This window comes from Plantactinospora sp. BB1, from assembly GCF_003030385.1.
Lineage (GTDB): Bacteria > Actinomycetota > Actinomycetes > Mycobacteriales > Micromonosporaceae > Plantactinospora.
In genome coordinates this window covers 1,362,446-1,386,573 of sequence record NZ_CP028159.1, presented here as the reverse complement: position 1 = coordinate 1,386,573, position 24,128 = coordinate 1,362,446, and the positions used below count along the sequence as shown (strand labels likewise).

19 protein-coding genes are annotated in these 24,128 nt (G+C 72.6%); 12 read left to right on the top strand and 7 right to left on the bottom strand.

Annotation, left to right across the window (positions count from 1 at the left end; translation table 11 throughout):
* Positions 1-69: 69 nt before the first annotated feature.
* The 4 genes from C6W10_RS05895 (at position 70) to C6W10_RS05880 (ending at position 6,099) form a co-directional block, all read left to right on the top strand.
* Positions 70-990, top strand: coding sequence for a TauD/TfdA family dioxygenase (locus tag C6W10_RS05895; RefSeq protein ID WP_234361637.1), 921 nt, complete (start codon positions 70-72; stop codon positions 988-990).
* A gap of 534 nt (positions 991-1,524) precedes the next feature.
* Positions 1,525-3,321, top strand: a complete 1,797-nt coding sequence (locus C6W10_RS05890; RefSeq protein ID WP_107257164.1) for a fatty acyl-AMP ligase — start codon at positions 1,525-1,527, stop codon at positions 3,319-3,321.
* A 20-nt stretch (positions 3,322-3,341) separates the two neighbouring features.
* Complete coding sequence (locus C6W10_RS05885; RefSeq protein WP_159104480.1) at positions 3,342-5,294, top strand: AfsR/SARP family transcriptional regulator; 1,953 nt, start codon at positions 3,342-3,344, stop codon at positions 5,292-5,294.
* A 49-nt stretch (positions 5,295-5,343) separates the two neighbouring features.
* Positions 5,344-6,099 (top strand): thioesterase II family protein, encoded by a 756-nt coding sequence (locus C6W10_RS05880; protein WP_107257162.1) that lies wholly within the window; start codon positions 5,344-5,346, stop codon positions 6,097-6,099.
* 27 nt (positions 6,100-6,126) lie between these two features.
* Here the strand turns inward: C6W10_RS05880 and C6W10_RS05875 are convergent, their stop codons facing one another.
* On the bottom strand, positions 6,127-6,474 hold the full coding sequence (locus C6W10_RS05875) for a hypothetical protein (RefSeq protein ID WP_159079261.1): 348 nt from the start codon (positions 6,472-6,474) through the stop codon (positions 6,127-6,129).
* Between the two features lie 168 nt (positions 6,475-6,642).
* Between C6W10_RS05875 and C6W10_RS05870 the strand changes: the two genes are divergently transcribed.
* Entirely contained in the window at positions 6,643-7,620 is a 978-nt protein-coding gene (locus tag C6W10_RS05870) for an FAD-dependent oxidoreductase (protein WP_107257160.1), read from the top strand.
* Between the two features lie 8 nt (positions 7,621-7,628).
* Here the strand turns inward: C6W10_RS05870 and C6W10_RS05865 are convergent, their stop codons facing one another.
* The 3 genes from C6W10_RS05865 to C6W10_RS05855 all read right to left on the bottom strand — a co-directional run bounded on the left by C6W10_RS05865 (position 7,629) and on the right by C6W10_RS05855 (position 10,702).
* A complete protein-coding gene (locus C6W10_RS05865; RefSeq protein WP_107257159.1) occupies positions 7,629-9,656 on the bottom strand; it encodes a bifunctional diguanylate cyclase/phosphodiesterase in 2,028 nt (675 codons plus the stop codon).
* Positions 9,657-9,810: 154 nt separating this feature from the next.
* Positions 9,811-10,095, bottom strand: coding sequence for a hypothetical protein (locus C6W10_RS05860; protein WP_107257158.1), 285 nt, complete (start codon positions 10,093-10,095; stop codon positions 9,811-9,813).
* A gap of 175 nt (positions 10,096-10,270) precedes the next feature.
* The gene (locus C6W10_RS05855; RefSeq protein WP_107257157.1) at positions 10,271-10,702 is read right to left on the bottom strand and encodes a hypothetical protein; all 432 of its coding nucleotides are present in this window, start codon (positions 10,700-10,702) and stop codon (positions 10,271-10,273) included.
* Between the two features lie 568 nt (positions 10,703-11,270).
* Between C6W10_RS05855 and C6W10_RS05850 the strand changes: the two genes are divergently transcribed.
* From C6W10_RS05850 to C6W10_RS05830, 5 genes are all read left to right on the top strand, one after another.
* Complete coding sequence (locus tag C6W10_RS05850) at positions 11,271-12,557, top strand: ABC transporter substrate-binding protein (protein WP_107257156.1); 1,287 nt, start codon at positions 11,271-11,273, stop codon at positions 12,555-12,557.
* A gap of 32 nt (positions 12,558-12,589) precedes the next feature.
* A complete protein-coding gene (locus C6W10_RS05845; protein ID WP_369931414.1) occupies positions 12,590-13,540 on the top strand; it encodes a carbohydrate ABC transporter permease in 951 nt (316 codons plus the stop codon).
* A gap of 114 nt (positions 13,541-13,654) precedes the next feature.
* Positions 13,655-14,494 carry a carbohydrate ABC transporter permease gene (locus tag C6W10_RS05840; RefSeq protein ID WP_107257155.1) on the top strand — a complete coding sequence of 280 codons (840 nt, stop codon included), beginning with the start codon at positions 13,655-13,657 and terminating at the stop codon, positions 14,492-14,494.
* A gap of 7 nt (positions 14,495-14,501) precedes the next feature.
* A complete protein-coding gene (locus C6W10_RS05835; protein WP_107257154.1) occupies positions 14,502-15,710 on the top strand; it encodes an ABC transporter ATP-binding protein in 1,209 nt (402 codons plus the stop codon).
* Positions 15,711-15,946: 236 nt separating this feature from the next.
* Complete coding sequence (locus tag C6W10_RS05830; RefSeq protein WP_107257153.1) at positions 15,947-16,810, top strand: DMT family transporter; 864 nt, start codon at positions 15,947-15,949, stop codon at positions 16,808-16,810.
* Between the two features lie 59 nt (positions 16,811-16,869).
* On the opposite strand, the gene C6W10_RS05825 is transcribed toward C6W10_RS05830, so the two are convergent.
* Positions 16,870-17,586 carry an N-acetyltransferase gene (locus C6W10_RS05825; RefSeq protein WP_107257152.1) on the bottom strand — a complete coding sequence of 239 codons (717 nt, stop codon included), beginning with the start codon at positions 17,584-17,586 and terminating at the stop codon, positions 16,870-16,872.
* A gap of 33 nt (positions 17,587-17,619) precedes the next feature.
* Here C6W10_RS05825 and C6W10_RS05820 point away from each other — a divergent pair, with 33 nt between their 5' ends.
* Entirely contained in the window at positions 17,620-18,720 is a 1,101-nt protein-coding gene (locus tag C6W10_RS05820; RefSeq protein WP_107257151.1) for a winged helix-turn-helix transcriptional regulator, read from the top strand.
* On the opposite strand, the gene C6W10_RS05815 is transcribed toward C6W10_RS05820, so the two are convergent.
* Both C6W10_RS05815 and C6W10_RS05810 read right to left on the bottom strand, forming a co-directional pair.
* Positions 18,717-19,967, bottom strand: coding sequence for a sensor histidine kinase (locus C6W10_RS05815; RefSeq protein WP_234361636.1), 1,251 nt, complete (start codon positions 19,965-19,967; stop codon positions 18,717-18,719). The genes C6W10_RS05820 and C6W10_RS05815 overlap by 4 nt on opposite strands.
* 162 nt (positions 19,968-20,129) lie before the next feature.
* Positions 20,130-22,205 (bottom strand): anthranilate synthase family protein, encoded by a 2,076-nt coding sequence (locus C6W10_RS05810; RefSeq protein ID WP_107257150.1) that lies wholly within the window; start codon positions 22,203-22,205, stop codon positions 20,130-20,132.
* 307 nt (positions 22,206-22,512) lie between these two features.
* Here C6W10_RS05810 and C6W10_RS05805 point away from each other — a divergent pair, with 307 nt between their 5' ends.
* The gene (locus tag C6W10_RS05805) at positions 22,513-23,925 is read left to right on the top strand and encodes an FGGY family carbohydrate kinase (RefSeq protein WP_107263696.1); all 1,413 of its coding nucleotides are present in this window, start codon (positions 22,513-22,515) and stop codon (positions 23,923-23,925) included.
* Positions 23,926-24,128: the final 203 nt, after the last annotated feature.

The following is a 24,128-nucleotide window of genomic DNA, read 5'->3' as shown; positions in this document are numbered from 1 at the left end:
GATCGCCGCGCGGAGTTGTCCAGACCGAAGGGCCGGACCATGACTTCCTCCACTACTGACATCGGAACAATGCCGCACCTGGTCACCCGCGAGTCGGCCGGCGCCGAGATCGGGGAGCTGATCCGGGCCGAGCGTGCCGGCCTGCGGAAGATCCTCAACGAGCGGGGCGCGCTGCTGCTGCGTGGCTTCTCCATCGGTGGGGTCGACGGCTTCGACGCGGTGGTGCGCGCCCTCTCCGGCCCGCCGCTGACCTATTCGGAGCGCTCCTCGCCGCGCAGCACGATCAAGGGCCAGGTCTACACCTCGACCGACTACCCGCCGGAAGAGGAGATCTTCCTGCACAACGAGAACTCCTACCAGGCGGTGTGGCCGCTGACCCTCTACTTCTACTGCCGGCAGGCGCCGGCCACCCGGGGGGCCACCCCGCTGGCCGACATCCGCAAGGTGTACCGGTCGATCGACCCGACCATCCGCGAGGAGTTCGTCCGGCGGGGCTGGATGGTGGTGCGCAACTTCCACGGCTCGTTCGGCACCTCGTGGCAGCAGATCTTCAACACCGACGACCGGGCGGCCGTCACGGAGTACTGCGCGGGCAACGGGATCGAGACCGAATGGCGGGACGGCGGCGGGTTGCGGACCCGGGCGGTCCGCAAGCCGGTGCACACGCACCCGGTCAGCGGCGAGGCGGTGTGGTTCAACCACGCCACGTTCTTCCACGTGACGACGCTGCCGAGGGACGTCCGGGAGGGGGTCCTGGAGATGTTCGACGAGGAGGACCTGCCGACGAACACCTACTACGGTGACGGGGCCCGGATCCCGGACGACGTCATCTCCCACCTGCGCGACTGTTACCGTGCCGCGACCGTACGGTTCGACTGGCAGTACGACGACGTGCTGGTGGTCGACAACATGCTCGCGGCGCACGGCCGCGAGCCGTTCACCGGCCCTCGGCAGATCGCGGTGGCGATGGCGGAGCCGTCGAACGCCTGACCCCAGCCCGACCCAGCGCGAGCGGAAGCCCGCCCCGGCAGCCACCCGGCCGCCAGGGCGGGCTTCTCGCATGTCGTCCCCTATTTCCGACTCCGCCCGGCCTGTTCCGGCTGCGGATCGCCCCGGTTACGGACGAGTATGTGAAACTGTCTTGTCTTCTGGATACGCGGCCGTATCCAGACGACGCCCGACTATGTTGTTTGCGTCGGCAAAGAAACGGTGAGTATCCCGGCCGGCCGGGCCAATTGCCCTGGTGGGCGGGACATTGCGGCAATGCAGACAAGGTTACCATTCGGTAGTGAAGGCCCGGACTCGATAAGCGACGGGACGTTATCCCGATGTTTCGCTCGAAGTTCTTATCGCTGTCTCCAACCTGACTTGATTGAATATCGGTGCACCGATATCGTAGGCGGAACCGTCCGTGAGCGTTTGGGGAGTACTGGCGTCCGCGGTCGTGGCCGCTGGGAGCCTGTCGCTCATTCGGCGGCCGGCCGTGGTTGGTCACGCTTCCTGTAGCCAACATTTTGGGGGGAAATGCGGGTGGGAATCGTGGGTTTGGTGGAGCGGGTCGCCCGACACGCCGACCAGGATCCGGACCGGGAGGCTGTTGTCCTCCTCCGTTGGGACGAACGTGAAGAACGTTCGGAGTCCTTGAGCTACGGCGAGCTGGACCGGGCTGCCCGGCAGTTGGCCGGCAGACTCCGGGACCGCTGTCGTCCCGGCGATCGCGCACTACTGCTCTATCCGACGGGCCTAGAGTTCGTCAAAAGCATCCTGGGCTGTATGTATGCCGGTGTCGTCCCGGTGCCGGCCCCGCTGCCCGACGGGGACAAGCACCACCTCATGCGGGCCACCGGGATCGCGCTGGACTCCGACCCGAGGATCGTGCTGACCGACAGCGGAAGCCTGGTCACGGTCTCCGACTGGATGAGCCAGGACGGGCTGGACCGGCTGCTCTGCACCGCCACCGACCTCGCCGGGCCGGCTGCCCCGGGTGCCTGGGACGGGCCGACGCACATCGGTTCGAGCACCTTGGCGCTGCTGCGCTATACGACCGGGTCCATGAGCGATCCAAAAGGTGTGATGATCAGCCATGAGAACCTGGCGCACAACTTCGAAATGTTCAGGGACGCGTTTTCGCTGACGCCGCAGGACCGTTCCCTCGGTTGGTTGCCACTGCACGACGGCGCCGGTCTGCTCAAAATGCTGCTCGAACCGCTCTATCGCGGCGCCACCACCGTGCTCATGTCGCCCGATGATTTTTTCACCGATCCGTTCCGCTGGTTGAAAGCTATCGACAAATGCGATGTGCGGATCAGTTCCGCGCCCGGTTTCGCCTACCGGATGTGCGCGCGCGGGGTGACCGACGAGCAGGTCAGAGGCTTGGACCTGGCCCGGTGGGAGCACGCCTGCGTCGGTGGTGCGGATCCGATCGAGCCCGAGCCGCTGATCGAATTCGCCGACCGGTTCGCGCCGGCCGGCTTCCGTCGCGAAGCCGTGCGGGTCGGCTATCACATCACCGAGTCGACATTGTTCGTCTCCGGCACCCGACCCGGTCGTCCGCTCGCGGTGGAACGGTTCGATCCGAGCCGGTTGGAACAGAACATCCTGCTGCCGGCGGCGACCGATGCGGCCGCGGCGAGATCGCTTGTCAGTAGCGGCACGGTAAATGGTCTTGACGTCAGGATCGTCGACCCGGACACCACCGCCGTATTGCCCGAGGGGCGGCTCGGCGAGATCTGGATCCGGGGCCGGAGCGTGGCCCGTGGCTACTGGCGGCGCGAGGTGGAGAGCGACCGGGCCTTCGAGGCGACCACCGCCGACGGCGAGGGCGGCTACCTGCGTACCGGTGACCTCGGCGTCTGGGCCGGCGCCGAGCTCTACGTGCTCGGCCGGATGCGCGAGATGCTGGTCATCGGCGGGCGGAGCCTCTATCCGCACGACATGGAGAAGGCGGTACGCACCTCCGACACCCGGTTCGCCGACCTGACCGGCACCGTCTTCGCGGTGCCGTCGCCCCGACAGGAGATCGTCGTCCTGCACGAGGTCGAGGCGGAGCCGGCCGACCCGGCGACGCTCTCGTCGCTGGCCCGTGGCGTCAAGGACTGGCTCAGCCGGTGCTTCGGGGTACGGGTGGCCAACGTGGCCTTCCTGCGTCCCGGCAAGGTGCGCAAGTCGCCCGGCGGCAAGGTGCAGCGGGCGCTGATGCGGGAGCTGTTCATGGCCGACGCCCTCGACCCGGTCTACGAGGACCTGGACACCGAGACCCGGCGCCGTTACCGCGCGGTCGGCCGGCCGCTCGCGGTGAGCCACGGCAAGGACTTCCGATGACGTCCGGCGGGGAGGTCCTGATGTTCGGAACCCCGCCGGCTCCGGCACCGGTCGATTCCACCGGGCCGGGCGTGGCCGGCCACCCCCGGCCCGGGGAGATGGAATTCCGGATCCTCGGCTCGGTCGAGGTGGTCGACTCGACCGGCCTGGTCGAACTCAGCGCGTCCAAGGTACGCACCGTGCTCGCCGTACTGCTGCTCGCCCGGGGGCGGGTGGTCTCCGACTCGCGGCTCGCCGTGGTGCTCTGGGGCGACGACCCGCCGGTCACCGCCGCCGCGCAGATCCAGACGTACGTCTCCCGGCTGCGCGCCAAGCTCGCACCGGACGCCGAGATCGTCCGGCAGCGCCCCGGCTACGTGCTGCGGGTCGCCCCCGAGCGGTTCGACCTGGTGCGTTTCGAGCAGCTCGCGGCGCGCGGCCGGGACGCCCTCGCCGAGGGCCGGCCCGCCGACGCCGCCGAGGCGCTGCGCGGCGCCCTCGCGCTGTGGCGCGGCCCCGCCCTCGCCGGGGTGACCGAGTTCCTCAGCGACGCGGAGCGGCCCCGCCTGGAGGAGGCGCGGCTGGCCGCGCTCGGCGACCGGATCGACGCGGAACTCGCGCTCGGGCAGCACGGGCGGCTGGTCGTCGAGCTGACCGGGCTGGTCGCGGCGGACCCGCTGCGCGAGCAGTTGCGCGGCCAGCTCATGCTGACGCTCTACCGGTGCGGCCGGCAGGCCGACGCGCTCGCCAGCTACCAGGACTACCGGCACCTGCTCGCCGAGGAACTCGGCATCGACCCGGGACGCGAGCTACAGGACCTGCACAAGTCCATCCTGGCCGCCGAGGCGTCGCTGACCCTGCCGGCGCCGGAGGTCCGGGTGGCCGTCCGGCGTACCCCGGCCGAACCGCTGCCGGCCCGGCTCCCGCCGGACGTGGCCGACTTCACCGGCCGGGACCGGGAGGCCGCCCAGGTGGTCGCGCTGCTGCGTACCCGGGCGGACAACGGTGGGCGGCGGCTCGCCTGCGTGATCGGCGGGATGGCCGGGCTGGGCAAGACCGCCCTGGCGATCCACGTCGGACACCTGCTGCGCTCGTCGTACCCGGACGGGCAGATCTATCTGGACCTGCGCGGCGCCGGACCACAGCCGGCGGACCCGGTGGACCTGCTCGGCACCATCCTGCGGGCGCTCGGGGTGGAGGCGTCGGAGATCCCGCCGTCGATGGCGGAGCGGGTCCAGCTCTACCAGAACCGGCTCGCCGGGCGGCGGGTGCTGGTGCTGCTCGACAACGCCGCCAGCGAGCAGCAGGTACGCCCGCTGCTGCCGGAGAGCCCGACCTGCGCGGCGATGGTGACCAGCCGGGCCCGGCTGGCGGCGCTGGAGGGCGTACCCCTGATCGACCTGGACGTCCTCGAACACCGGCAGGCGCTGGAGTTGCTCTCCAAGATCGTCGGTGCCGCCCGGGTGGCCGCCGAGCCGGAGTCCGCGGTACGCATCGTCGAACTCTGCGGGCACCTGCCGCTCGGCGTACGCATCGCGGGTGCCCGGCTCACCGCCAAGCCGCACTGGCGACTGGCCCGGCTCGCCGACCGGCTCTCCAGCCAGCGTCGGCGGCTGGACGAACTGCGGATCGGTGACCTGGAGGTACGGGCCAGCGTGGCGCTGAGCCTCCAGGGCCTGGACGAGCCGGCCCGGCGTGCCTTCCGGCTGCTGGCCCTGCTGGACGCGCCCCGGTTCGCCATCTGGACCGCGGCGGTGCTGCTCGACGTCACCCTCGCCACCGCGCGGGAGCTGCTGGAGCAACTGGTCGACGCCCGACTGCTGGACGTCGTCCAGGTCGACGGTTCGAGCCAGGCGCGATACTTCTTCCACGACCTGGTCCGGGCGCTCGCCATGGAACAGGCCGCAGACGAGGAGACGGCCGACGAGCGGTACGCGGCGCTGGACCGGACGTTCGGCAGCCGCCCGGGCCCGGGCGCCAAGGAGAACGGCTGACCACCCGGCTCCGCCCGGGACAACTCCACCGAGGGAAAGGGCTGCGCCGGTGAGCACGTACGGCAGGGTCACGAACGACTGGTTCCTCCGCTTCGCGGCCGCGCCCCGGGCCACCGTACGGCTCGTCTGCTTCCCGCACGCGGGCGGCGGGGCGGCGGGCTACCGGCGCTGGGCGGAGCTGGTCCCCGACTCGATCGAGGTGATCGGGGTGCAGTACCCGGGCCGGCAGAACCGGTACGGCGAGCCGGTCATCGACGACATGGGCGTACTGGTCGACGAGATCGTCGCGGCGGTCGAGCGGGAACTGACCGGACCGCTGGTCTTCTTCGGGCACAGCATGGGCACCGTGGTCGCCTTCGAGGTGGCCCGCCGGTTGCGCCGCAGCGACTCGTTGACGGTGCGCCGGCTCTTCGTGTCGGCCGGTCCGGCACCGTCGGCCCGACATTCGATCGGGGTGCATCTGCGTGACGACGACGGGGTGGTCGCGTATCTGCGGGAACTCGGCGGCAGCGGCGTGGAACTGCTGGAACTCGACGAGATCCGGCAGTTGACGCTGCCGATGGTCCGGGGCGACCTGCGGCTGATCGAGACCTACCGCTACGCGGCCGGCGAGCCGCTGAACTGCCCGATCACCGCGATCGTCGGGGACCGGGACCACACCTTCACCGCCGCCGACGCCCGGCACTGGGTGGTGCACACCAACGCCGGGCTCGACGTGCACTCGCTGCCCGGCGGCCACTTCTATCTGGACGACCAGGCGGACCGGCTGGTCCCGCTGCTGCTGGAGCGGATCCTGCCCCGGTGACGCCGGGGCGGCCCGGCCCGGGATCCGTTACCGCTCCTCGGCTCCGGGGCCGCCGTCGCCGTCGTCCCGGGGCAGATATCGGCGCACCCGGATGCCGTGGCCGTGTGCGCGGATGCCGTCGGCGGCGGCGATCGCCGCGACGGGATCGGTGAGGAAGTCGAGCGCGACCGCGGTGTCGCCCTCGATGCGGCTGCGCATCCGCTCCAGCCCCTCCGGGGTGCTGGACGCCACGGCGTCCAGCTTGACCAGTGCCGCCGCCCGAAGTCGATAGTCGTTCTCGACCTCGACGACGACCTCGGACACCACCACGTAGCGCTGGGTCCGGGTGGAAGCGCTGAGCTCGCTGTCCATCTCTTCCTTCACGGTCCTGAGCATAGTCGTACCTTTCATGCGCAGAAACCCTCATTGATCCCTCGTCAAGCAAGTTTATTTACTTACGGGGTTCCGGCCCACTTTAGGGGTCTTCCTGTATGGACATTGAGTGAGAACTCGATTACCCTGCGGGAGGTTGTCTGTCTGGGGATCGACCGGCAGGCTGGTCGGATGCGCGACGTCGTGGTGCTGGGCGCGGGGGTGGTCGGGCTGACCACCGCGATCCGGCTGGCCGAGGCCGGTGCCCGGGTGACGGTGCTGACCGCCGACGAACCGGCCGACACGGTCTCCCGGATCGCCGCCGCGGTGTGGTATCCGACCCGGACCAGCGGCGACCCCCGGGTGCTGGGCTGGGCCCGACGCACCTTCGAGGTGCTCGCCGAACAGGCCCGGCGGGAGGTGCCGGGGGTGGTGATGCGGCCGACCCGGATGCTGCTGCGCGAGCCGGTGACCGGGGACCCGTGGTGGGCCCCGGCGGTCCCCGACTTCCGCACCGCCGCGCCCCCGGACGGGTACGCCGGACAGTGGCGGTTCACCGTGCCGACCGTCGAGATGGGCCCGTACCTCGACTGGCTGGTCGACCGGCTCGGCCGGCTGGACGTGCCGGTACGCCGGCACCGGGTGGACCGGCTCGCCGACGTGGCCCCGATCGCGGCCGAGGTGTGGCCGTCGGCGCGGCGGGCACCGCTGGTGGTCAACGCGACCGGGCTGGCCGCCGGCAAACTCGCCGACGACCCGGCCGTGCACCCGATCCGGGGCCGGATCGTGCTGGTCGGCAACCCCGGCCTGGACACCTCGGTACGCGACGAGCAGAACCCGGCCGGCATCACCTACGTACACCCGCGCTCCCGGGACGTGGTGCTGGGCGGCACCTTCGAGCCGTACCGGACGGAGACCGGGCCCGACGACGAGGCCGGCGCCGCGATCCTGGCCCGCTGCGTCGCGCTGGTCCCGGAACTGGCCGGGGCGCCGGTGCTCGGGCAGCTCGCCGGGCTGCGGCCCGGCCGGCTCGGCGGAGCCCGGCTGGCGCAGGACGCCACCGGGCTGGCCGGACCGGCCCGGCTGATCCACAACTACGGGCACGGCGGCGCCGGGGTCACCCTCGGCTGGGGCTGCGCCGACGAGGTGGCGGCGCTGGCCGCCGACTGACGGCGCGGCTACCGGATGGTGGCGGAGACGCCGGACCGGGCGATGGTCCGGGCCATCAGCTCGCGCAGCGGCTCGGGCCGGCCCAGGTGGTATCCCTGGCCCCGGTCGACGCCGAGGTCGCGCAGCACCGGCACCAGCTCGGGCCGGTCGATGTGCTCGGCGACGGTCCGCATCCCGAGCCCGTGCGCGGCGCGCACCACGGCGTCGATCAGGATCGGGTCGGAGCCGCCGTGGTCGGCGTGCCGGACGAACTCACCCGCGATCTTGACCGCGCTGAACGGCAGGTGCTTGAGGTAGACGAAGGAGCCGTATCCGGCGCCGAAGTCGTCCAGGCTGAACCGGCAGCCGGCCGAGGTGAGCGTGGAGGCGAGCCGGCGGGCGGCGGCCAGGTTGGCGATCGCGGTGGTCTCGGTGATCTCCAGGCCGAGCTGGGTCGCGGGTACGCCCGCGGCGGCCAGGGTGCCGACCACCCAGTCACCGAAGCTCGGATCCTCCAGGGAACGGCTGGAGATGTTCACGTCCAGCCGCAGCTCCACCCCGGCGCCCCGGGCCGCGGCGAGCGCTCCGGTGGCGGTCTCCACCACCCAACGGTCCAGCTCGTAGATCATGTCGCCGCGCTCCAGCGCCGGCAGGAAGTCCCCGGGACCGATCTGCCGGTGCTGGTCGTCGCGTACCCGCATCAGCAGCTCGTAGCTGCGCACCTGGTCGTCGCCGAGGTCGATGATCGGCTGGGCGTCGAGCTGCAACTGACCGGTGTCCAGCGCCCGGCGTACCCGGGAGACCAGGTCGACCCGCTGGGCGGCCAGCCGCTGCTGCTCCGGCGCGAAGAGCCGGGCCCGGTTTCGACCCTCGCCCTTGGCCTGATAGAGCGCCAGGTCGGCGTGCGCGAGCAGCAGGGTGTCGTCGTCGGCGGCGTCCAGCGGGGCGGCGCCGATGCTCAGCGTCACCCGCAGCGGCTCGCCGCGCACCGCGAGCGGGGTGTGCGCGACCAGGTCGCAGAGCCCGGCCCCGATCGCCAGCGCCCCGTCGGCGTCGCAGGAGGGGAGCAGCACGGCGAACTCGTCCCCGCCGAGCCGGCCGAGTACCGCGTCGGCGGGTAGGTGGTCGGGGAGCAGCCGGGCCAGCAGCCGGAGCACCTCGTCGCCGATGGCGTGCCCGCGCAGGTCGTTGATGTCCTTGAAGTTGTCGATGTCGATCAGGAGCAGGGCCGCCGCCGTCGCCCCGTCGGTGCCGGTGAGCTGGCTCAGCTTCGCGGTCAGCGCCCGCCGGTTCGGCAGCCCGGTCAGCGGATCGTGCTCGGCGAGGTACGCCAGCTCGTCCTGGACCTGTCGGATCTCGGTGATGTCGTGCGCCGTACCGAGCATCCGCAGCGGCCGGCCGGACTCGTCGGTGAAGACCTCGCCGTAGCACTCCAGGACGCGCATCTGACGGCTGTTCGCCAGGTACATCCGGTGGGTGTAGGTGAACGGGCTCGCCTCCCGGATCGCCCGGTCCAGGGTCGCCTCGATCATGCCGAGGTCGTCCGGATGGATCATCGTCCGGTAGGTCGGGTAGTCCAGCGCGGTCTCCGGGGCCAACCCGATCATGGCCTTCAGGGTGGGTGACCAGACCACCTGGTCGGTGGGGAGGTGCCACTCCCAGGTGCCGACCCGGGCCAACTGCTCGATGTGGGAGAGCCGCCAGGCGTAGTCGTCGGCGCGGCGCCGGTCGGCACGCTGCTCGGTGACGTCGATCAGCTCGTACACCAGGTGGCCGTCCGGCTCCGGGTCGGTACGCGGCAGCGGCGGCAGCCGCCGGCAGGTCACCCGCAGGTGCCGTACCGTGCCGTCGGCCGTCGGGCAGCGCAGCTCGACCGGCGGTCCGCCCGGGGTGGCGGTGTCGAAGGGCAGCGAGCCGATGTCCGCGCCGACGAGTTGGCCGAGTCGCTGCGCCGCCCGGTTGTACCAGGTCACCTCGCCGTTCTCGGCCGTGGTCAGCAGGGCGGTGGAGGTGGTGTCGAGCACCGCGGCGGGCACGCTGGACGGCAGTGCGGGCACTGGGCCTCCCGTAGAGATCGACCGGATCCGGTGCAGGGGACGCGGGACGTGCACGGTCGGCCGTGACGGCGCACTGAGTGTACGGAGGCCGGACGTCCACGGCCAACGCCCCCGCGCCGACAGCCGTCGATCTTGCCCGGGGTCCGGGCGCGGGTCAGCGGGACCCGGAGCCGTCCCGCCGGACGATCGCCACGGCGACCCGGCAGAACTCGTCCATGTCGGGGGTGAATCCGGCCGCGATGTCCGGATGCAGCCCCGACCGGGTCTCGTCGAGCAGCCGACGGCAGACCTCCTCGACCGGTTCACCGGCGTAGTCGGCCCGGACCCGTTCGGTGGCCGCCCGCAACGCGGAGTTGAGCTGCTCCTCCAGCGGTCCGCGCAGATGCTGCCGCGCCGGGTCCAGGCCGGTGGGGTCGAGCGTGACGTGTGGCTCCGACATGACCGCTCCCTTCGTCGCCGGTGCCGTTGCCCGCCGGTCCCCGTCACCCGCCGGTCGCGTCCGCGTACCCAGCGGTGGGCGAGGGTCAAACCGGTTCCGGCGTACCGGTGTCGCCGTCGTCCCGCCGGGGCGGTGCCGGCCGGCGCCCGGCTCGGCGCGTACGGGCGGCACCGGCTCAGGCCACGGGCGGCAGGCTGGTCACCCGGACCAGGTACGACAGCTCCTCGGCCGGCTCCTCCCGGTACGACACCTGCTGGACCTGCCGGTCGTCGACGTAGAGCGCGACGTCGGCGAGTACCCCGAGGTGGGCGAGGCCGATGTCGGCGGCCCGCTTCTTGTCCTGGAGCACGGCGCCGATCCCGCCGATCAGGGTCGCGGCGTCGGAGGTCCGCCGGCCCGGCGGGCAGCGCAGCACGATCTCCAGGGCGACCGGTCCGGACAGCGCCGTCCAGCCGCTGCGCTGCGCGGCGGTGCAGGCGGCCTGGAGCAGGGTACGGACCCGGGCCGCCTGCCGGTGCCCGGCCGCGAAGATCGACAGCGCCTCGGTCTTCACCGGCGGCGGCCCGCTGACCTCGAAGGACAGGGTGAGCGCCCGGGTGTTCTGCACGGCGGCACCTCCTCTTGCGGCGATCCTGCCCGGGGATCGCGGGGACGGGGCGCGGTTCGGCTGTCGGGACCTGCCGCCCGGGACGGATCCGGGCCGGGCCGCGCGCGGGCGGAGTGGCCGGTCCACCGGGCGGTCGGCATCGACGGCGACCTGCTGGCACCGGAGGTAGCACCCACGGTATCCGAGGCGTCGCCCGCCGGGAATACCACAGTGGAGCCCTGATCGGCGGCCCCCGGCCGAGGGCCGCGGGGCCCGGCGTGCCGGGTACCGCCCGGCGACGGGCGTCCGGAGCGCGGCGCCGCGCACGCCTGTCGATGTTTCGGCCGATCGGCGTCGGGGCAGTGGGGGAGTCCGACACCTACGCCCGGTCCGGCGGTTCGCCTGCGGCTGGAGGCGGGGTGCTTTCGCCGTGTGCCGGGACGGACCCCGCCCCGGCGCCGTGGGAGGGAGGACGGCGCGATGAGCGGTCACCGGGTGCGCGACGTGTGGTCGGCGGGACACCACCGGCGGTCATGGTCGGCGGACGCCGACGTGGGCGGGACGGCCGGGGGGAGAGCGGGGTGCCGGCATGGCTGAGCCCGAGCGGGGCGGCCCGGGCCGGAGCCGCCGGTCCCGGCTGGCGGCGGCACTCGCGGCGCTGACGCTGCTGGGGCCACTCGCCGCCTGCGGCTCCGGCGACGACGGCGGCGTACCGACGATCAACCTCTACTACACCACCGAGCAGAACATCCAGAAGGTGGTCGACGACTGCAACGCGAAGGCGGGCGGCAGGTACCGGATCGCGTACCGGGTGCTGCCCCGGGCCGCCGACGACCAGCGGGTGCAGTTGGTCCGACGGCTGGCCGCCGAGGACACCGGGATGGACATCCTGGGCCTGGACGTCACCTGGACCCAGGAGTTCGCCAGCGCCGGCTGGCTGCTGGAGTGGACCGGCGAGCGCCGGGCCGAGGTCGAGCGCGGCACCCTGGCCGGCCCGCTGGAGACCGCCCGTTACGAGGGCAAGCTCTACGCCGCGCCGAAGAACACCAACGTGCAACTGCTCTGGTACCGCTCCGACCTGGTGCCGCAGCCGCCACAGACCTGGGACGAGATGATCAGGATGGCCCAGGACCTGCGGGGGCGGGGCCAGCCGTACCGGGTGATCACCATGGGTGCCCAGTACGAGGGACTGGTGGTGCTCTACAACACCCTGGTGGCCAGCGCCGGCGGCCAGATCATCAACGACGACGGCAGCAAGGCGGTCTTCGACGAGGGTGCCGTCCGGGCCCTGGAGGTACTGCGCAACTTCGCCACCGCCGGGATCACCACCTCCTCCTTCTCGAACACGATCGAGGACCAGGCCCGGCTCGACTTCCAGTCCGGGGCGGGCGCGTTCCAGCTCAACTGGCCGTTCGTCTATCCGGCGATGCAGGAGGCCGACCCGGAGCTGGCGAAGAAGGTCAGGTGGGCCCGCTATCCGGGCGTGGACCCGGGGACACCGAGCAAGGTGACGATCGGCGGGTTCAACCTGGGGATCAGCCGGTACACCGAGCATCCCGAGGAGTCCTTCGACGCCGCCACCTGCCTGCGCGACGCCGAGCACCAGAAGTTCTCCGCGATCAACGACGGGGTGCCGCCGACCATCGAGAGCGTCTACGCGGAGCCGGAGATGGCCGAGGCGTACCCGATGCGGGACACCATCCTCGAGGAGCTGAAGGACCCGGCGACCCGGCCGCGCAGCCCGGCGTACCAGAACATCTCGACGGTGCTGTCGGCGACGCTCTCCCCGCCGTCGGCGATCGATCCGGAGCGGACCGCGGACCGGATGCGGGAGGCGACGCAGGACGCGCTCGACTCGAAGGGGGTGCTGCCGTGAGCACGGAGACCGAGACCGGGACCGCGACCGCCGTGGACCGGAGCGGGGCCGGCCGGAGCGTGCCGGCGCCCCGGCGCGGCCGTCCCGGGCGGGCGGCGCTGAGCGAGGGGAAGCGGGCCGAGCGTCGGCTCGGCTGGCTGCTCTGCGCGCCGGCCGCGCTGGTGATGCTGGCGGTGACCGCCTATCCGATCCTCTACTCGGTCTGGCTGTCGTTGCAGCGCTTCGACCTCAAGTTCCCGGACGAGCGGGAGTTCGTCGGGCTGGCCAACTACGCCACGGTGCTGACCAACGACTACTGGTGGACCGCGTTCGGGGTGACCATGCTGATCACCGTCGTGACGGTCGCCGTCGAACTGGTACTCGGCATGGGGCTGGCCGTCGTGATGCACCGGACCATCGTCGGGCGCGGGCTGGTCCGCACCTCGGCGCTGATCCCGTACGGCATCGTCACGGTGGTCGCGGCCTTCTCCTGGCGGTACGCCTGGACGCCCGGCACCGGATATCTGGCCAACCTCTTCGGCGAGGGGGCGCCGCTGACCGAACGGGCCAGCGCGCTGGCGATCATCATGCTGGCGGAGATCTGGAAGACCACCCCGTTCATGGCGCTGCTCCTGATGGCGGGCCTGGCGCTGGTGCCGGAGGACCTGCTCAAGGCCGCCTCGATGGACGGTGCCACCGCCTGGCAGCGGTTCGTCAAGGTCATGTTGCCGGTGATGAAGCCGGCGATCCTGGTGGCGCTGCTGTTCCGCACCCTGGACGCGTTCCGGGTCTTCGACAACATCTTCGTGCTGACCGCCGGGTCGAACGAGACGTCGTCGGTGTCGATGCTCGCCTACAACAACCTGATGCGCGGGCTCAACCTCGGGATCGGGTCGACCATGTCGGTGCTGATCTTCCTGGCCGTGGCGATCATCGCGTTCGTCTTCGTGAAGCTGTTCGGCACGGCTGCCCCGGGCAGCACGGATGAGGGGAGCCGTCGGTGAGCGCGAGGAGCGCAGCGAAGCGGAGCACCGCAGTCGCGAACGAAAGGAAGCTCTGGTGAGCGCGAGGAGCGCAGCGAAGCGGAGCACCGCAGTCGCGAACGAAAGGAAGTTCTGATGGCCGCGAGTGACACCACTGCCGCCGCGAAGTGGCGGTGGGGACTGTTGGACGTCGTGGTGGTGGTCTTCGCACTGGTCCCGGTGCTGTGGATCGCGTCGCTGTCGTTCAAGACCACCGGCACGCTCACCGACGGGAACTTCATCCCCCGGGAGTGGACGCTGGACAACTACCGCACGATCTTCTCCACCAACCAGTTCGTCCGGGCCCTGGGCAACTCGATCGGGATCGCCCTGATCGCCACCGCCATCGCGGTGGTGCTCGGCACCATGGCCGCGTACGCGGTGGCCCGGCTGGACTTTCCGGGCAAGAAGGCGCTGGTCGGGGTCTCCCTGCTGATCGCGATGTTTCCGCAGGTCTCGCTCGTCTCGCCGCTGTTCGAGATCGAGCGGTCGCTCGGGCTCTTCGACACCTGGCCGGGGCTGATCCTGCCGTACATCACCTTCTCGCTGCCGCTGGCCATCTACACGCTGTCGGCGTTCTTCAAGCAGATCCCGTGGGACCTGGAGAAGGCCGCCAAGATGGACGGCGCCACCTCGGGGCAGGCGTTCCGCCGGGTCATCGCGCCGTTGGCCGCCCCCGGGGTCTTCACCACCGCGATCCTGGTCTTCATCTTCTGCTGGAACGACTTCCTCTTCGCGATCTCGCTGACCTCCACCGAGCGGTCCCGCACGGTACCGGTGGCGCTGTCGTTCTTCACCGGGGAGTCGCAGTTCGAGGACCCGACCGGGGCGATCTCCGCCGCCGCCGTGGTGATCACGATTCCGATCATTCTGTTCGTGCTGTTCTTCCAGCGTCGCATCGTGTCGGGCCTGACGTCCGGCGCCGTCAAGGGGTGAGGTCGCAGTGGCTGACATCGTGCTGGACAAGGTGAGCAAGAGCTTCCCGGACGGGACGGTCGCGGTCCGGGACGTCGACCTGGAGATCGCCGACGGCGAGTTCGTGATCCTCGTCGGCCCGTCGGGCTGCGGGAAGTCGACCACGCTGAACATGATCGCCGGACTGGAGGACATCAGCTCCGGCGAGCTGCGGATCGACGGCGAGCGGGTCAACGACAAGGCGCCCCGGGACCGGGACATCGCGATGGTGTTCCAGTCGTACGCCCTCTATCCCAACATGACCGTCCGGGAGAACATGGCGTTCCCGCTCCGGCTCGCCAAGCTCGACAAGGCGACCATCGAGCAGAAGGTGGCCGAGGCGGCCAAGGTGCTGGAACTGACGCCGCTGCTGGACCGCAAGCCGGCGAACCTCTCCGGCGGGCAGCGCCAGCGGGTGGCGATGGGGCGGGCGATCGTCCGCAACCCGAAGGCGTTCCTGATGGACGAGCCGCTCTCCAACCTCGACGCCAAGTTGCGGGTGCAGATGCGCACCGTGGTGTCCCGGTTGCAGAAGCAGCTCGGCACCACCACCGTCTACGTCACGCACGACCAGACCGAGGCGATGACCCTCGGCGACCGGGTGGTGATCATGCGGGGCGGTGCGGTGCAGCAGGTCGGCCCGCCGCAGGAGCTCTACGACCACCCGGCGAACCTCTTCGTCGCCGGGTTCATCGGCTCGCCGTCGATGAACTTCCTGCACGCCGCGGTCGAGGACGACCGGTTGCGGACGGCGATCGGCGACGTACCCCTCGGGGACCGGCTCCGTCGCGAGCTGGCGGCGGAGGACGCCCCCCGGGAGCTGATCCTCGGCATCCGGCCGGAGCACTTCGAGGACGCCGGGCTGATCGACGAGCAGACCCGGGGTCGGGGGCTGGAGTTCGAGGCGCCGGTCGACATCGTCGAGTCGATGGGCTCCGACAAGTACGTCTACCTCACCGTCTCCGGCGAGCGGGCCAGCGCGGCGGAGCTGGAGGAACTCGCCGCCGACGTGGGCGCGGACGGCTTCGGCGGCGGTGGCGGGAACCTGGTGACCCGACTGTCGGCGGAGTCCCCGGTCACCGAGGGGGGCAACCACCGGATCTGGTTCAACCTGGAGAAGATCCACCTCTTCGACCCGTCGAACGGGCGCAACCTCACCCTGCACGAGGGACGGGCCGCCGGAGCGCTGGCGTCCTGAACCGGAAAGCGCGTCGAGCCCTGGGCGGGGGGCTGGCGCGCGGCGTCGACGGTGCCCGGACGGGCCGGGAGGCTCCCGGTCGGTCCGGGCACCGTCGACGTGCCGGGCGGCGGTCCGGACGTACCGGCGACGGGTTCGTCGGCCGGTCCGGAACCGTCCGTGGGCGGCGAATTCACCACGTAGCGTAGCTGTGTGGGTACGGAGTACGGGCCGCCGTCGGTCGCCGGGACCGCCGCGTGACCACCCCGGCGGTCGTGCTGGCGCTCGGCGCCGCCGCCTGCTTTGCCCTGGGGGCCGCCCTGCAACAGCGCGCCGCGAGGCGGGAGCCACAGCACGCCACCGCCGACCCGAGGCTGCTCATCCGGCTGCTGCGCCGCCGGAGCTGGCTGCTCGCCAAGGTCCCCGACCTGGCGGGTACGGTGCTACAGGCGCTCGCCCTCCGGTTCGGGCCGCTGACCCTGATCCAGCCCCTGCTGATCAGCGGGATGTTCCTGGCGATCCCGCTGGAGGCGGCCCTCGACCATCGGCGGCCGCATCCGCGGGACGTCACCGCGGTCGCCGCCTGCGTCCTCGGGCTGACCGTCTTCCTCGTCGCCGCCCGGCCCCGCGCGGGGGTGGCCCAGCCGTCCCTGATGGGCTGGCTCGGCGTCGCGCTGATCGGCGGTGCGCTGGTCGTGATCTGCCTGCTCCTGGCCCACCGCGCCACCGGCGCCGCCCGGGGAACCCTGCTCGGTATCGCCAGCGGGCTGCTCTACGCCGGTACCGCGTCGCTGCTGAAGACCGTCGCCGAGCGGGTCACCCACGACCCGCTCTCGACGCTGGCCGACTGGCACCTGTACGCGCTGGCCGTGGTCGGGTTCGCCTCGGTGGCGCTGAACCAGAACGCCTTCCAGAACGGTCCGCTCGCCGCGCCGCTCACCGCGATCACCCTGGTGGACCCCGTCGCCAGCGTGGTGATCGGGGTGACCGCCTTCCACGAGACGCTCTCGTTCGGCGGGCTCCGGCTCCTGGTCGAGGTGCCGGCGATCCTGGCGATGGGCTTCGGGATCTGGCTGGCCAGTACCCGGTCCACCGGGCGCGAGGGTTTCGAGGGGAGTTGACGGACCGGCGGGCCGCAGTCCCGCGACCCCGGTCGTGGGCTCAGCCGTCGGTCGTGGGCTCAGCCGCCGGTCGTGGTCCGGGGCGGGCGTGGGTCCCGCCACATCGGCTGGAGTGCGGGGCCGCCGTCCGGCAGCCGGATCGGCTCACCCTGGGCCCGGAAGCCGTACCGCTCGTAGAGGGCGCGGTTGCGCGGCGTACTCGCCTCTAGATAGGTGCCGATCCCGTCGGTGTCGGCCCGGTCGAGCTGGTGGCGCAGCATCGCACCGCCGAGTCCCCGGCCGCGCAGCGCCGGCAGTACGGCCATCTGCTGGAGGTACCAGTGCGGCTCCCGGTCCGGGTGGCGGGCCGCGATCAGCTCGTCGACCAGGGCCATCCGGGGCGCGTACCGACCGTACGCCCGGTCGAGGAAGGCGGCCTGCCGTTGCGCCTCCACCGGGTCGACCGGGGCGGTCGACTCGTCCGGCCCGGGACCGCGCAGCTCCCACACCGACAGGCCGCCGACCGCCAGCGAGCCGTCCCGCATCAGCAGGATCTCCCCGGTCTCCAGCAGGCCGGAGACCCAGGCCGGGGCGAACTCCACCCACGCCTCGGCGCAGGCCTGCCGGGCGGCCTCGTCCGGCACCACCCAGCTGAAGACCGCCTCGTCCAGCCCCGCCCGGGCCACCGCCTCGGCGACGGCCCGGGCATCGGCGAGCCCGGCCCGGCGTACCGTCATCGTCTCGGTCATCGTCACCCCGTCGTGGTCGCGGATCGTGGGTACAGTGTACGCGAGCATGCGTACCGGGTGGCGACGATCGGGGCGGGGTGGATGGAACGCGACGGTGCCGGGAGCGGCCCGGGGCTGAGCCTGGACCGCATCGTGCGGGTGGCGGTCGGGCTCGCCGACGCGCACGGCCTGGCGACCCTCTCGATGCGTCGGGTCGCCACCGCCCTGGACGCCGGGGTGATGTCGCTCTACCGGTACGTGCCGGGCAAGGCCGAGCTGGTGGACCTGATGGTGGAGACCGTCTTCGGCGAGATCGACTATCCGGAGCCGGGTCCGGCCGGCTGGCGGGCCAGGATCGAGCTGGGCGCCCGCCGGGAGTGGGCGATGTACCAGCGGCATCCGTGGGTGCTGCCGATCGTGGCCGGCACCGGCCGCCCCCCGCTCGGGCCGAACGTGCTGGCCAGCGTGGAGTGGGTACTGGCCGCCGTCGACGGCTTCCGGCTCGACCCGGCGACGATGCTCCAGGTCTATCTGACCGTCAGCGACTACGTGCAGGGCGCCGCCCGCTACGTGCAGACCGAGGCCGAGCAGGAGCGGCGGACCGGGGTGAACGCCGAGCAGTGGTGGGCAACCGAGGCGCCGGCGCTGGCCCGGCTGCTCGGCACCGGCCGGTTTCCGGTGCTGTCCCGGCTGACCGAAGAGGTCGGTGCCGCCCCGGCGACCGTACGGCAGGACTTCGAGTTCGGCCTGGGCCGGGTCCTCGACGGCATCGGCGTCTTCCTGTCCGGCGAAGCCGGCGCGGCCGACCCGGCGGACGGCCGGCCGGCGAATGACCCGACCGGGGCGGCGACCGACGAAAACAGGTTGGAAAAAGTAACCATCCTCGACCGGCGACTCCCGGCGGCCACCTCGGCCGCGCTGGAGACGCTCGGCCGGCGCTGGATCCTCGACCTGCTGCACGTGCTGGGCCACGGCGAGGCCCGGTTCCGCGACCTCGCCGAGGCGCTGCCGGGGATCTCCCGGCGGGTGCTCACCGAACGGCTGCGCGAACTCGCCGACGCGGGGCTGCTGCGCCGCCGGGTGGACCCCGGGCCACCCACCCGGATCAGCTACCTGCTCACCGGGCGCGGTGCCGGACTCCGCGAGGTGCTGACCGGCCTCGACACCTGGGCCCGGCAGGGCGACCGGGTGACGGGTGACTAGGCCGGCAGCTCGACCCGTACCGTCGTCCCCGATCCCTCGGCGGTGCCCGGACCGACGGTGAGCACCCCCGACGCCTGCGCCACCCGGGCCCGCATCGCCGTCAGCCCGTAACCGCCGGGAGCCGGATCGCTGCCGGCGGTCGCGGCCAGGCCACGCCCGTCGTCGGTCACGGTCAGCAGCACCCGGTCCGGCCCGAAGTCGAGCCGCACCGAGGCGCTCCCGGCGTCGGCGTGCTTGCGGACGTTCGTCAGCGACTCCTGGGCGGCCCGCAGCAGCACCACCTCGGTCGACATGGCCAGCGGGGCGGGACCACCGACGCACCGGAAGTCGGCCGGGATGCCGGTCTCGGCGGTGAACCGGTCGACCAGCCGGGCGAGCGCGTCGGTCAGCGAGGAGCCGGCCAGCGCCGCCGGGGTCAACGCCGCGATCAACTCGCGGGTCTCCGCGAGGTTCTCCCGGGCGGTACGCGCGGCGAGCGCCAGATGCCGGTGCGCCCGCTCTGGGTCACCGTCCACGTCGTCGTCGGCCGCCTGCACCAGCAACACCACGCTGGCCAGACCCTGCGCGATGGTGTCGTGGATCTCGCCGGCCAGCCGCTGCCGCTCGGCCAGGACGCCCGCCTCGTGCGACAGCCGGGCCACCTCCGAACGGGACCGGTCCAGCTCGCGGATCAGCCGGGCCCGCTCCTGGCTCTGCGCGACCACCCGCCGGCTCCAGGTGCCCAGCGTCGCCGAGAGCACCACGCCCAGGGCCGCGACCGGCAGCGGGCCGGTCACCACCTCCGCCGGCTCGACACCCCTGGCCAGCAGCACCACGAGGTGCACCGAGTTGAACGCGACCACCGCGACCGTGGCCGGCACCGGAGCCGCCACCATGTACGCCTGCGGGCAGAGCGCGAAGAGCACGAACGAGGCCGACCCCTCGACCAGTACGGCCGGTACGTAGAGCGCCAGGACCCCGGCGAGATAGACGTACCCGCGCCAGTCCTCGATCTCGTCGCGCATGAGCCGGCGTCCGAAGCCGACGTACCAGCCGGCGAGCGCGGCCAGCGGCAGCAGGGCCGCGAACCGCGACAACGGATCGGCGCCGTAGACCGCGAGCAGGCCCGCGACGCCGAGCCCGACCAGCCCGAAGTAGACGTCCCAGAACCGGTAACGTGCCGCCCAACTGCCCGGCTCGGCTCGACCGGCGGCAGCGGAATCCGGGGCGGCGCCGGTCGGCCCGCTCGGCAGGACGTGGCCGGACATCGCAGCAGACCTCCAACGCGCCGGACGCGGGGGCGGACCGGGACCGGTGCAGCGGCCCCGGGGCGGACCCATGGTCCCACGCCGGCCCGGGCGGGCGGCACACGCGGACCGGCGGCCCGGGCGGGGGCTCTCAACCCGCCCGGACCACCGGCTTGCGAATGCCTACCCGGGATGCCGCGAAGTATGCGCCCCGGCCGCGCCCCGCCCCGCTCCCGACGGCATCGTCGCGCCCGCCGGCCCCGGCTGGGAAACCCCGGCGCCCGGCGCCGAGCCGGCCGGGGTCGGAAGCAGCCGCCCGACCATTTCGGTCAGCACCGCCAACCCGTCCCGGCTGAGCACCGACTCGGGATGGAACTGCACCCCGGCGTACGTCGGTCCGCGCAGCGCGTGCACCGCACCGTCGACCGGGTCCCGGGCCAGCCGCACCGGCCCGTACCCGGTGTCGAGCCGGTCCGCGTCGGCCAGCGGCGTGAAGCTGGAGTAGAAGCCGACCCGGGCCACGGTGCCGAAGAGCGACACCTCCCGGCAGAGTCCCTGGTACGGCGCGCTGCGCCGGTGCAGGGTCAGGCCGAGCCGGGCGGCCAGCATCTGGTGTCCGAGGCAGACGCCGAACGTCGGTGCCCCGGTGTCGAGCAGCCGGCCGACCAGGCCCCGCAGGGCGACCATCTTCGGGTCGGTCGGGTGTCCCGGGTCGCCCGGTCCCGGGCCGAGCACGGTCAGGTCGACGCTGCCCGGATCGAACCCGCCCGGCCCGGTGACCTCGGCCCACGGGCGTACCACCACGGTCAGGCCGAGGGCCCGCAACTGGTGCGCGAGCATGCCGGTGAAGGTGTCCTCCCCGTCGACCACCACCACCCGGCGGCCGGCGAACTCGGGTCGTACCGGAGCATCCGGGGTCCGCTGCTCCAGCCAGAACGGGGCGAGCCCGACGTTGCGGGCGGCCAGCGCCGCCCGTACCGCCGGGTCGTCGGCGAGCCGGACCTCGGCGGCCGGCGCGGGGCCGATCCGCCCCGGCACGACGGCGGCCGCCCCGGCACCCTCGCCGGCCCGCTCGTCGTCCGGACCGGCCGGCGCCGACCGCAGCCCCAGCGCGGCCAGCACCCCGGCGGCCTTGGCGTGCGTCTCGGCCACCTCGGCGGCGGCGGTGGAGTGCCGCACCAGGGTCGCGCCGACCGGTACCCGCAGTTGTCCGGTCGGCGAGATCTCGGCGGTACGGATCAGGATCGGCGCGTCCAGCGTCTGCCGGCCGGCCTCGTCGAGGCCGAGCAGCGCGATCACCCCCGCGTAGTAGCCCCGGCCGCGCCGCTCGTGCCGGGCGATCACCCGGCAGGCGTTCTCCATCGGCGAACCGGTGACGGTCGGGGCGAACATCGTCTCCCGGAGCACCTCTCGGACGTCGAGGGAGCCGCGCCCGGCGAGCAGGTACTCGGTGTGGGTCAGGTTCGCCATCTCCTTGAGGTACGGCCCGATCACCTGGCCGCCCCGCTCGGCAACGGTCGCCATCATCTTCAGCTCCTCGTCGAGCACCATGTACAGCTCGTCGATCTCCTTGGGGTCGGCGAGGAAGCGCAGCAGTTCGTCCCGGTCCGCCGGCCGCCCCGGGTGGCGCAGGGTGCCGCTGATCGGGTTCATCATGACCAGCCCGTCCTCGACGCTGACGTGCCGTTCCGGGGAGGCGCCGACCAGGATCCGCCGGCCGGTGTGCACCAGGAACGTCCAGTACGCGCCCCGCTCGCCGGTCAGCAGCCGGCGCAGTGCGGCCAGTGCCGCCGGCAGCGGTGCACCGGTGAGGGTGCCGAGGTAGCAGCGGTGGATGACGAAGTTCGCCCCCTCGCCCCGGCCGATCTCGTCGGCCAGTACCCGGTCGACGATCTCCGCGTACTCCGGGTCGGCGATGTCGAAGCCGGCGTCCCGGACCGGTACCGGCACCTCGGGCAGGGCCGCCAGCGCGTCGGCCAGCGGGACCCGTTCGGGCTCGTCGAGGACGAGACACTCCAGCGGGGCGCCGTCGTCGACACAGGCGAAGCCGCGCTCGGCGACCTGCCGGTACGGCACCACGGCCAGGGTGCGCGGGCCGGCCGGCCCGGCCGGCAGGGGGATCTCGGCGAGCGTGTCGACGGTGTGCGACACACCGGTGAAGACCTCCAGGTTGGCGGCGCCGTCCCGGCGCAGCAGGGCGAACGGGCCGGGGTCGGCGCCGCTGGCGATGGTGCGGAGCAGGTGGTCGAGCAGGGTCATCGGTCGTCCCTCACAGCCGGGGGCCGTCCCGAGCGGTGGCCGGAGAGACGTGCAGGGAACCCTGGCGGCCGCCGCGTGGGGCGGCCGCGTGGAAGATTGCTACGCGCGGAGGTCGGCCGCCGGAATGGCGGGCCACCAGGAGTTGAGTCGCGCGAGCACGGGCCGAGTCTAGGCCAGCCACCGCCCGCGGCGGCACCCCTTCGGCCCAGCCGTCCACCAGGTGGGCGCCCGGTGGGCGCGGCCCGTCCGGCCGGTACCGCGCGACCTTGCCCTGGTCGGCACCGGGGAACCGGTACGGTTTTCGTCGATGAGGATTCTCGCTCTCGACCTGGGTACGTCGTCGGTGCGCGGCCTGGTGCTGGACGCGGCCGCCCGACCGCTGCCGGGTGCGCTGGCCCGGCGACCGGCCAAGGTGACGATCGGCGGCGACGGCCGGGCCACCCTGGACGGGCCCGCCTACTTCGCCGCCCTGGTCGAGTGCCTCGACGAGCTGGCCGGCGCGGACCACCTCGACGGCGTCGGGCTCGTCGTCACCTCGGCGCAGTGGCACTCGGTGGTGCCGCTGGACGCCGCCGGTGATCCGCTCGGCCCGGTGCTGACCTGGTTGGACACCCGGGCCACCGCACCGGCCGGGGTGGCCGGGCCGGCGGATCCCGACGACTACCACCGGCGTACCGGCACCTGGTGGCACCGGTTCTACTGGTCGGTGCGGCTGCCCTGGCTGCGGGAGCGGTGCGGGGACGACACGATCCGGTTCGCCGGCCTGATCGAGTACGTCTTCGGCAGGCTCCTCGACGAGGCGGTCATGTCGATCTCCCAGGCCTCCGGTACCGGCCTGCTCGACCTGCGGACCCTGGACTGGGACGCGGAGGCGTGCGAGCTGGCCGGGGTACGCCCGGGGGAGCTGCCGACGCTGGCTCCGCTGGCCTGGCACGGCCGGCTCCGCGCCGGGTACGCCCGGCGCTGGCCGGCGCTGCGGGACGCCCGGTGGGCGCCGCCCAGCGGCGACGGTGCCGCCTCCAACGTGGGCTCCGGCTGCTACGACAGCCGACGCGCGGCGGTCACCGTCGGCACCTCGGCGGCGGTCCGGCTGGTCCAGCCGGTCCCGGCCGGCGTCGACCTGCCGCCGCTGCCGGAGGAGCTCTGGCGCTACCGGGTGGACCACGAGCACGTGGTGACGGGTACCGCCTTCTCCGGTGGCGGCAACCTCTACGCCTGGGCCCGTCGGGAGATGCGGCTGCCCGAGGGAGCGGAACTCGACCGGGCGCTGGCCCGGGTGCCGCCGGGCGACGGTGTGCCCGCCGATTCCCGGCTGGGCGGCGACCGTCCACCCGGGCTCGCCCCGGCCGGCTCCGGCGGGCTCTCCGGGCTGGGCTTCAACACCACGGCGGTGGAGATCCTGGCCGGACTGATGGACGCGCTCTGCCGTCAGGTCGCGGTGGGGGTCGCGGCGATAGAGTCCACCGTGGACAGGCCGGTCCAGGTCGTCCTCGGTGGTGGCGCCGTCGCCGCGTCCGGGTGGTGGCGGCGCTCCTTCTCGGTCACGCTGGCGCCGCGCGAGGTGCATCACGTCCGAAATCCGGAGATCGGTGCGGTTGGCGCCGCTCTGGTGGCGATCGGTCGGCTGGACGGAGCGTCCGGACTTGAGCGCATCGTCCGGACGGATGAGGACGAGTCGGCGACAGCGACAAGATCTGATCGCCCGCAGTATCCTTCGTGAGCTGTTCCGCCCCCCTGATCATTGACAGCAGGTCCGGGCCTGAATTGAAATAGCTCCGCTCCTTGGCGCGCCCCGCATCGAGGACGGTAGGAGGCATGGTGGCTGTTGCCCCGGACCCGTCACATGGCGCCGTCTCGCGTCACCGCCGGCGCCGTCTCGACGTCCGGGTGGTGCCACATCGCCGCAGGTCACCCTTTCGGGTA

Excerpts from the sequence above, each read along its gene's own strand:
- C6W10_RS05820 (WP_107257151.1), top strand. The coding sequence starts at position 17,620 with ATGGAACGCGACGGTGCCGGGAGCGGCCCGGGGCTGAGCCTGGACCGC.
- C6W10_RS05815 (WP_234361636.1), bottom strand. The coding sequence starts at position 19,967 with ATGTCCGGCCACGTCCTGCCGAGCGGGCCGACCGGCGCCGCCCCGGAT.
- C6W10_RS05805 (WP_107263696.1), top strand. The coding sequence starts at position 22,513 with ATGAGGATTCTCGCTCTCGACCTGGGTACGTCGTCGGTGCGCGGCCTG.
- C6W10_RS05840 (WP_107257155.1), top strand. The coding sequence starts at position 13,655 with ATGGCCGCGAGTGACACCACTGCCGCCGCGAAGTGGCGGTGGGGACTG.
- C6W10_RS05870 (WP_107257160.1), top strand. The coding sequence starts at position 6,643 with ATGCGCGACGTCGTGGTGCTGGGCGCGGGGGTGGTCGGGCTGACCACC.
- C6W10_RS05860 (WP_107257158.1), bottom strand. The coding sequence starts at position 10,095 with ATGTCGGAGCCACACGTCACGCTCGACCCCACCGGCCTGGACCCGGCG.
- C6W10_RS05890 (WP_107257164.1), top strand. The coding sequence starts at position 1,525 with ATGCGGGTGGGAATCGTGGGTTTGGTGGAGCGGGTCGCCCGACACGCC.
- C6W10_RS05875 (WP_159079261.1), bottom strand. The coding sequence starts at position 6,474 with ATGCTCAGGACCGTGAAGGAAGAGATGGACAGCGAGCTCAGCGCTTCC.
- C6W10_RS05825 (WP_107257152.1), bottom strand. The coding sequence starts at position 17,586 with ATGCTCGCGTACACTGTACCCACGATCCGCGACCACGACGGGGTGACG.
- C6W10_RS05850 (WP_107257156.1), top strand. The coding sequence starts at position 11,271 with ATGGCTGAGCCCGAGCGGGGCGGCCCGGGCCGGAGCCGCCGGTCCCGG.
- C6W10_RS05895 (WP_234361637.1), top strand. The coding sequence starts at position 70 with ATGCCGCACCTGGTCACCCGCGAGTCGGCCGGCGCCGAGATCGGGGAG.
- C6W10_RS05810 (WP_107257150.1), bottom strand. The coding sequence starts at position 22,205 with ATGACCCTGCTCGACCACCTGCTCCGCACCATCGCCAGCGGCGCCGAC.
- C6W10_RS05885 (WP_159104480.1), top strand. The coding sequence starts at position 3,342 with ATGTTCGGAACCCCGCCGGCTCCGGCACCGGTCGATTCCACCGGGCCG.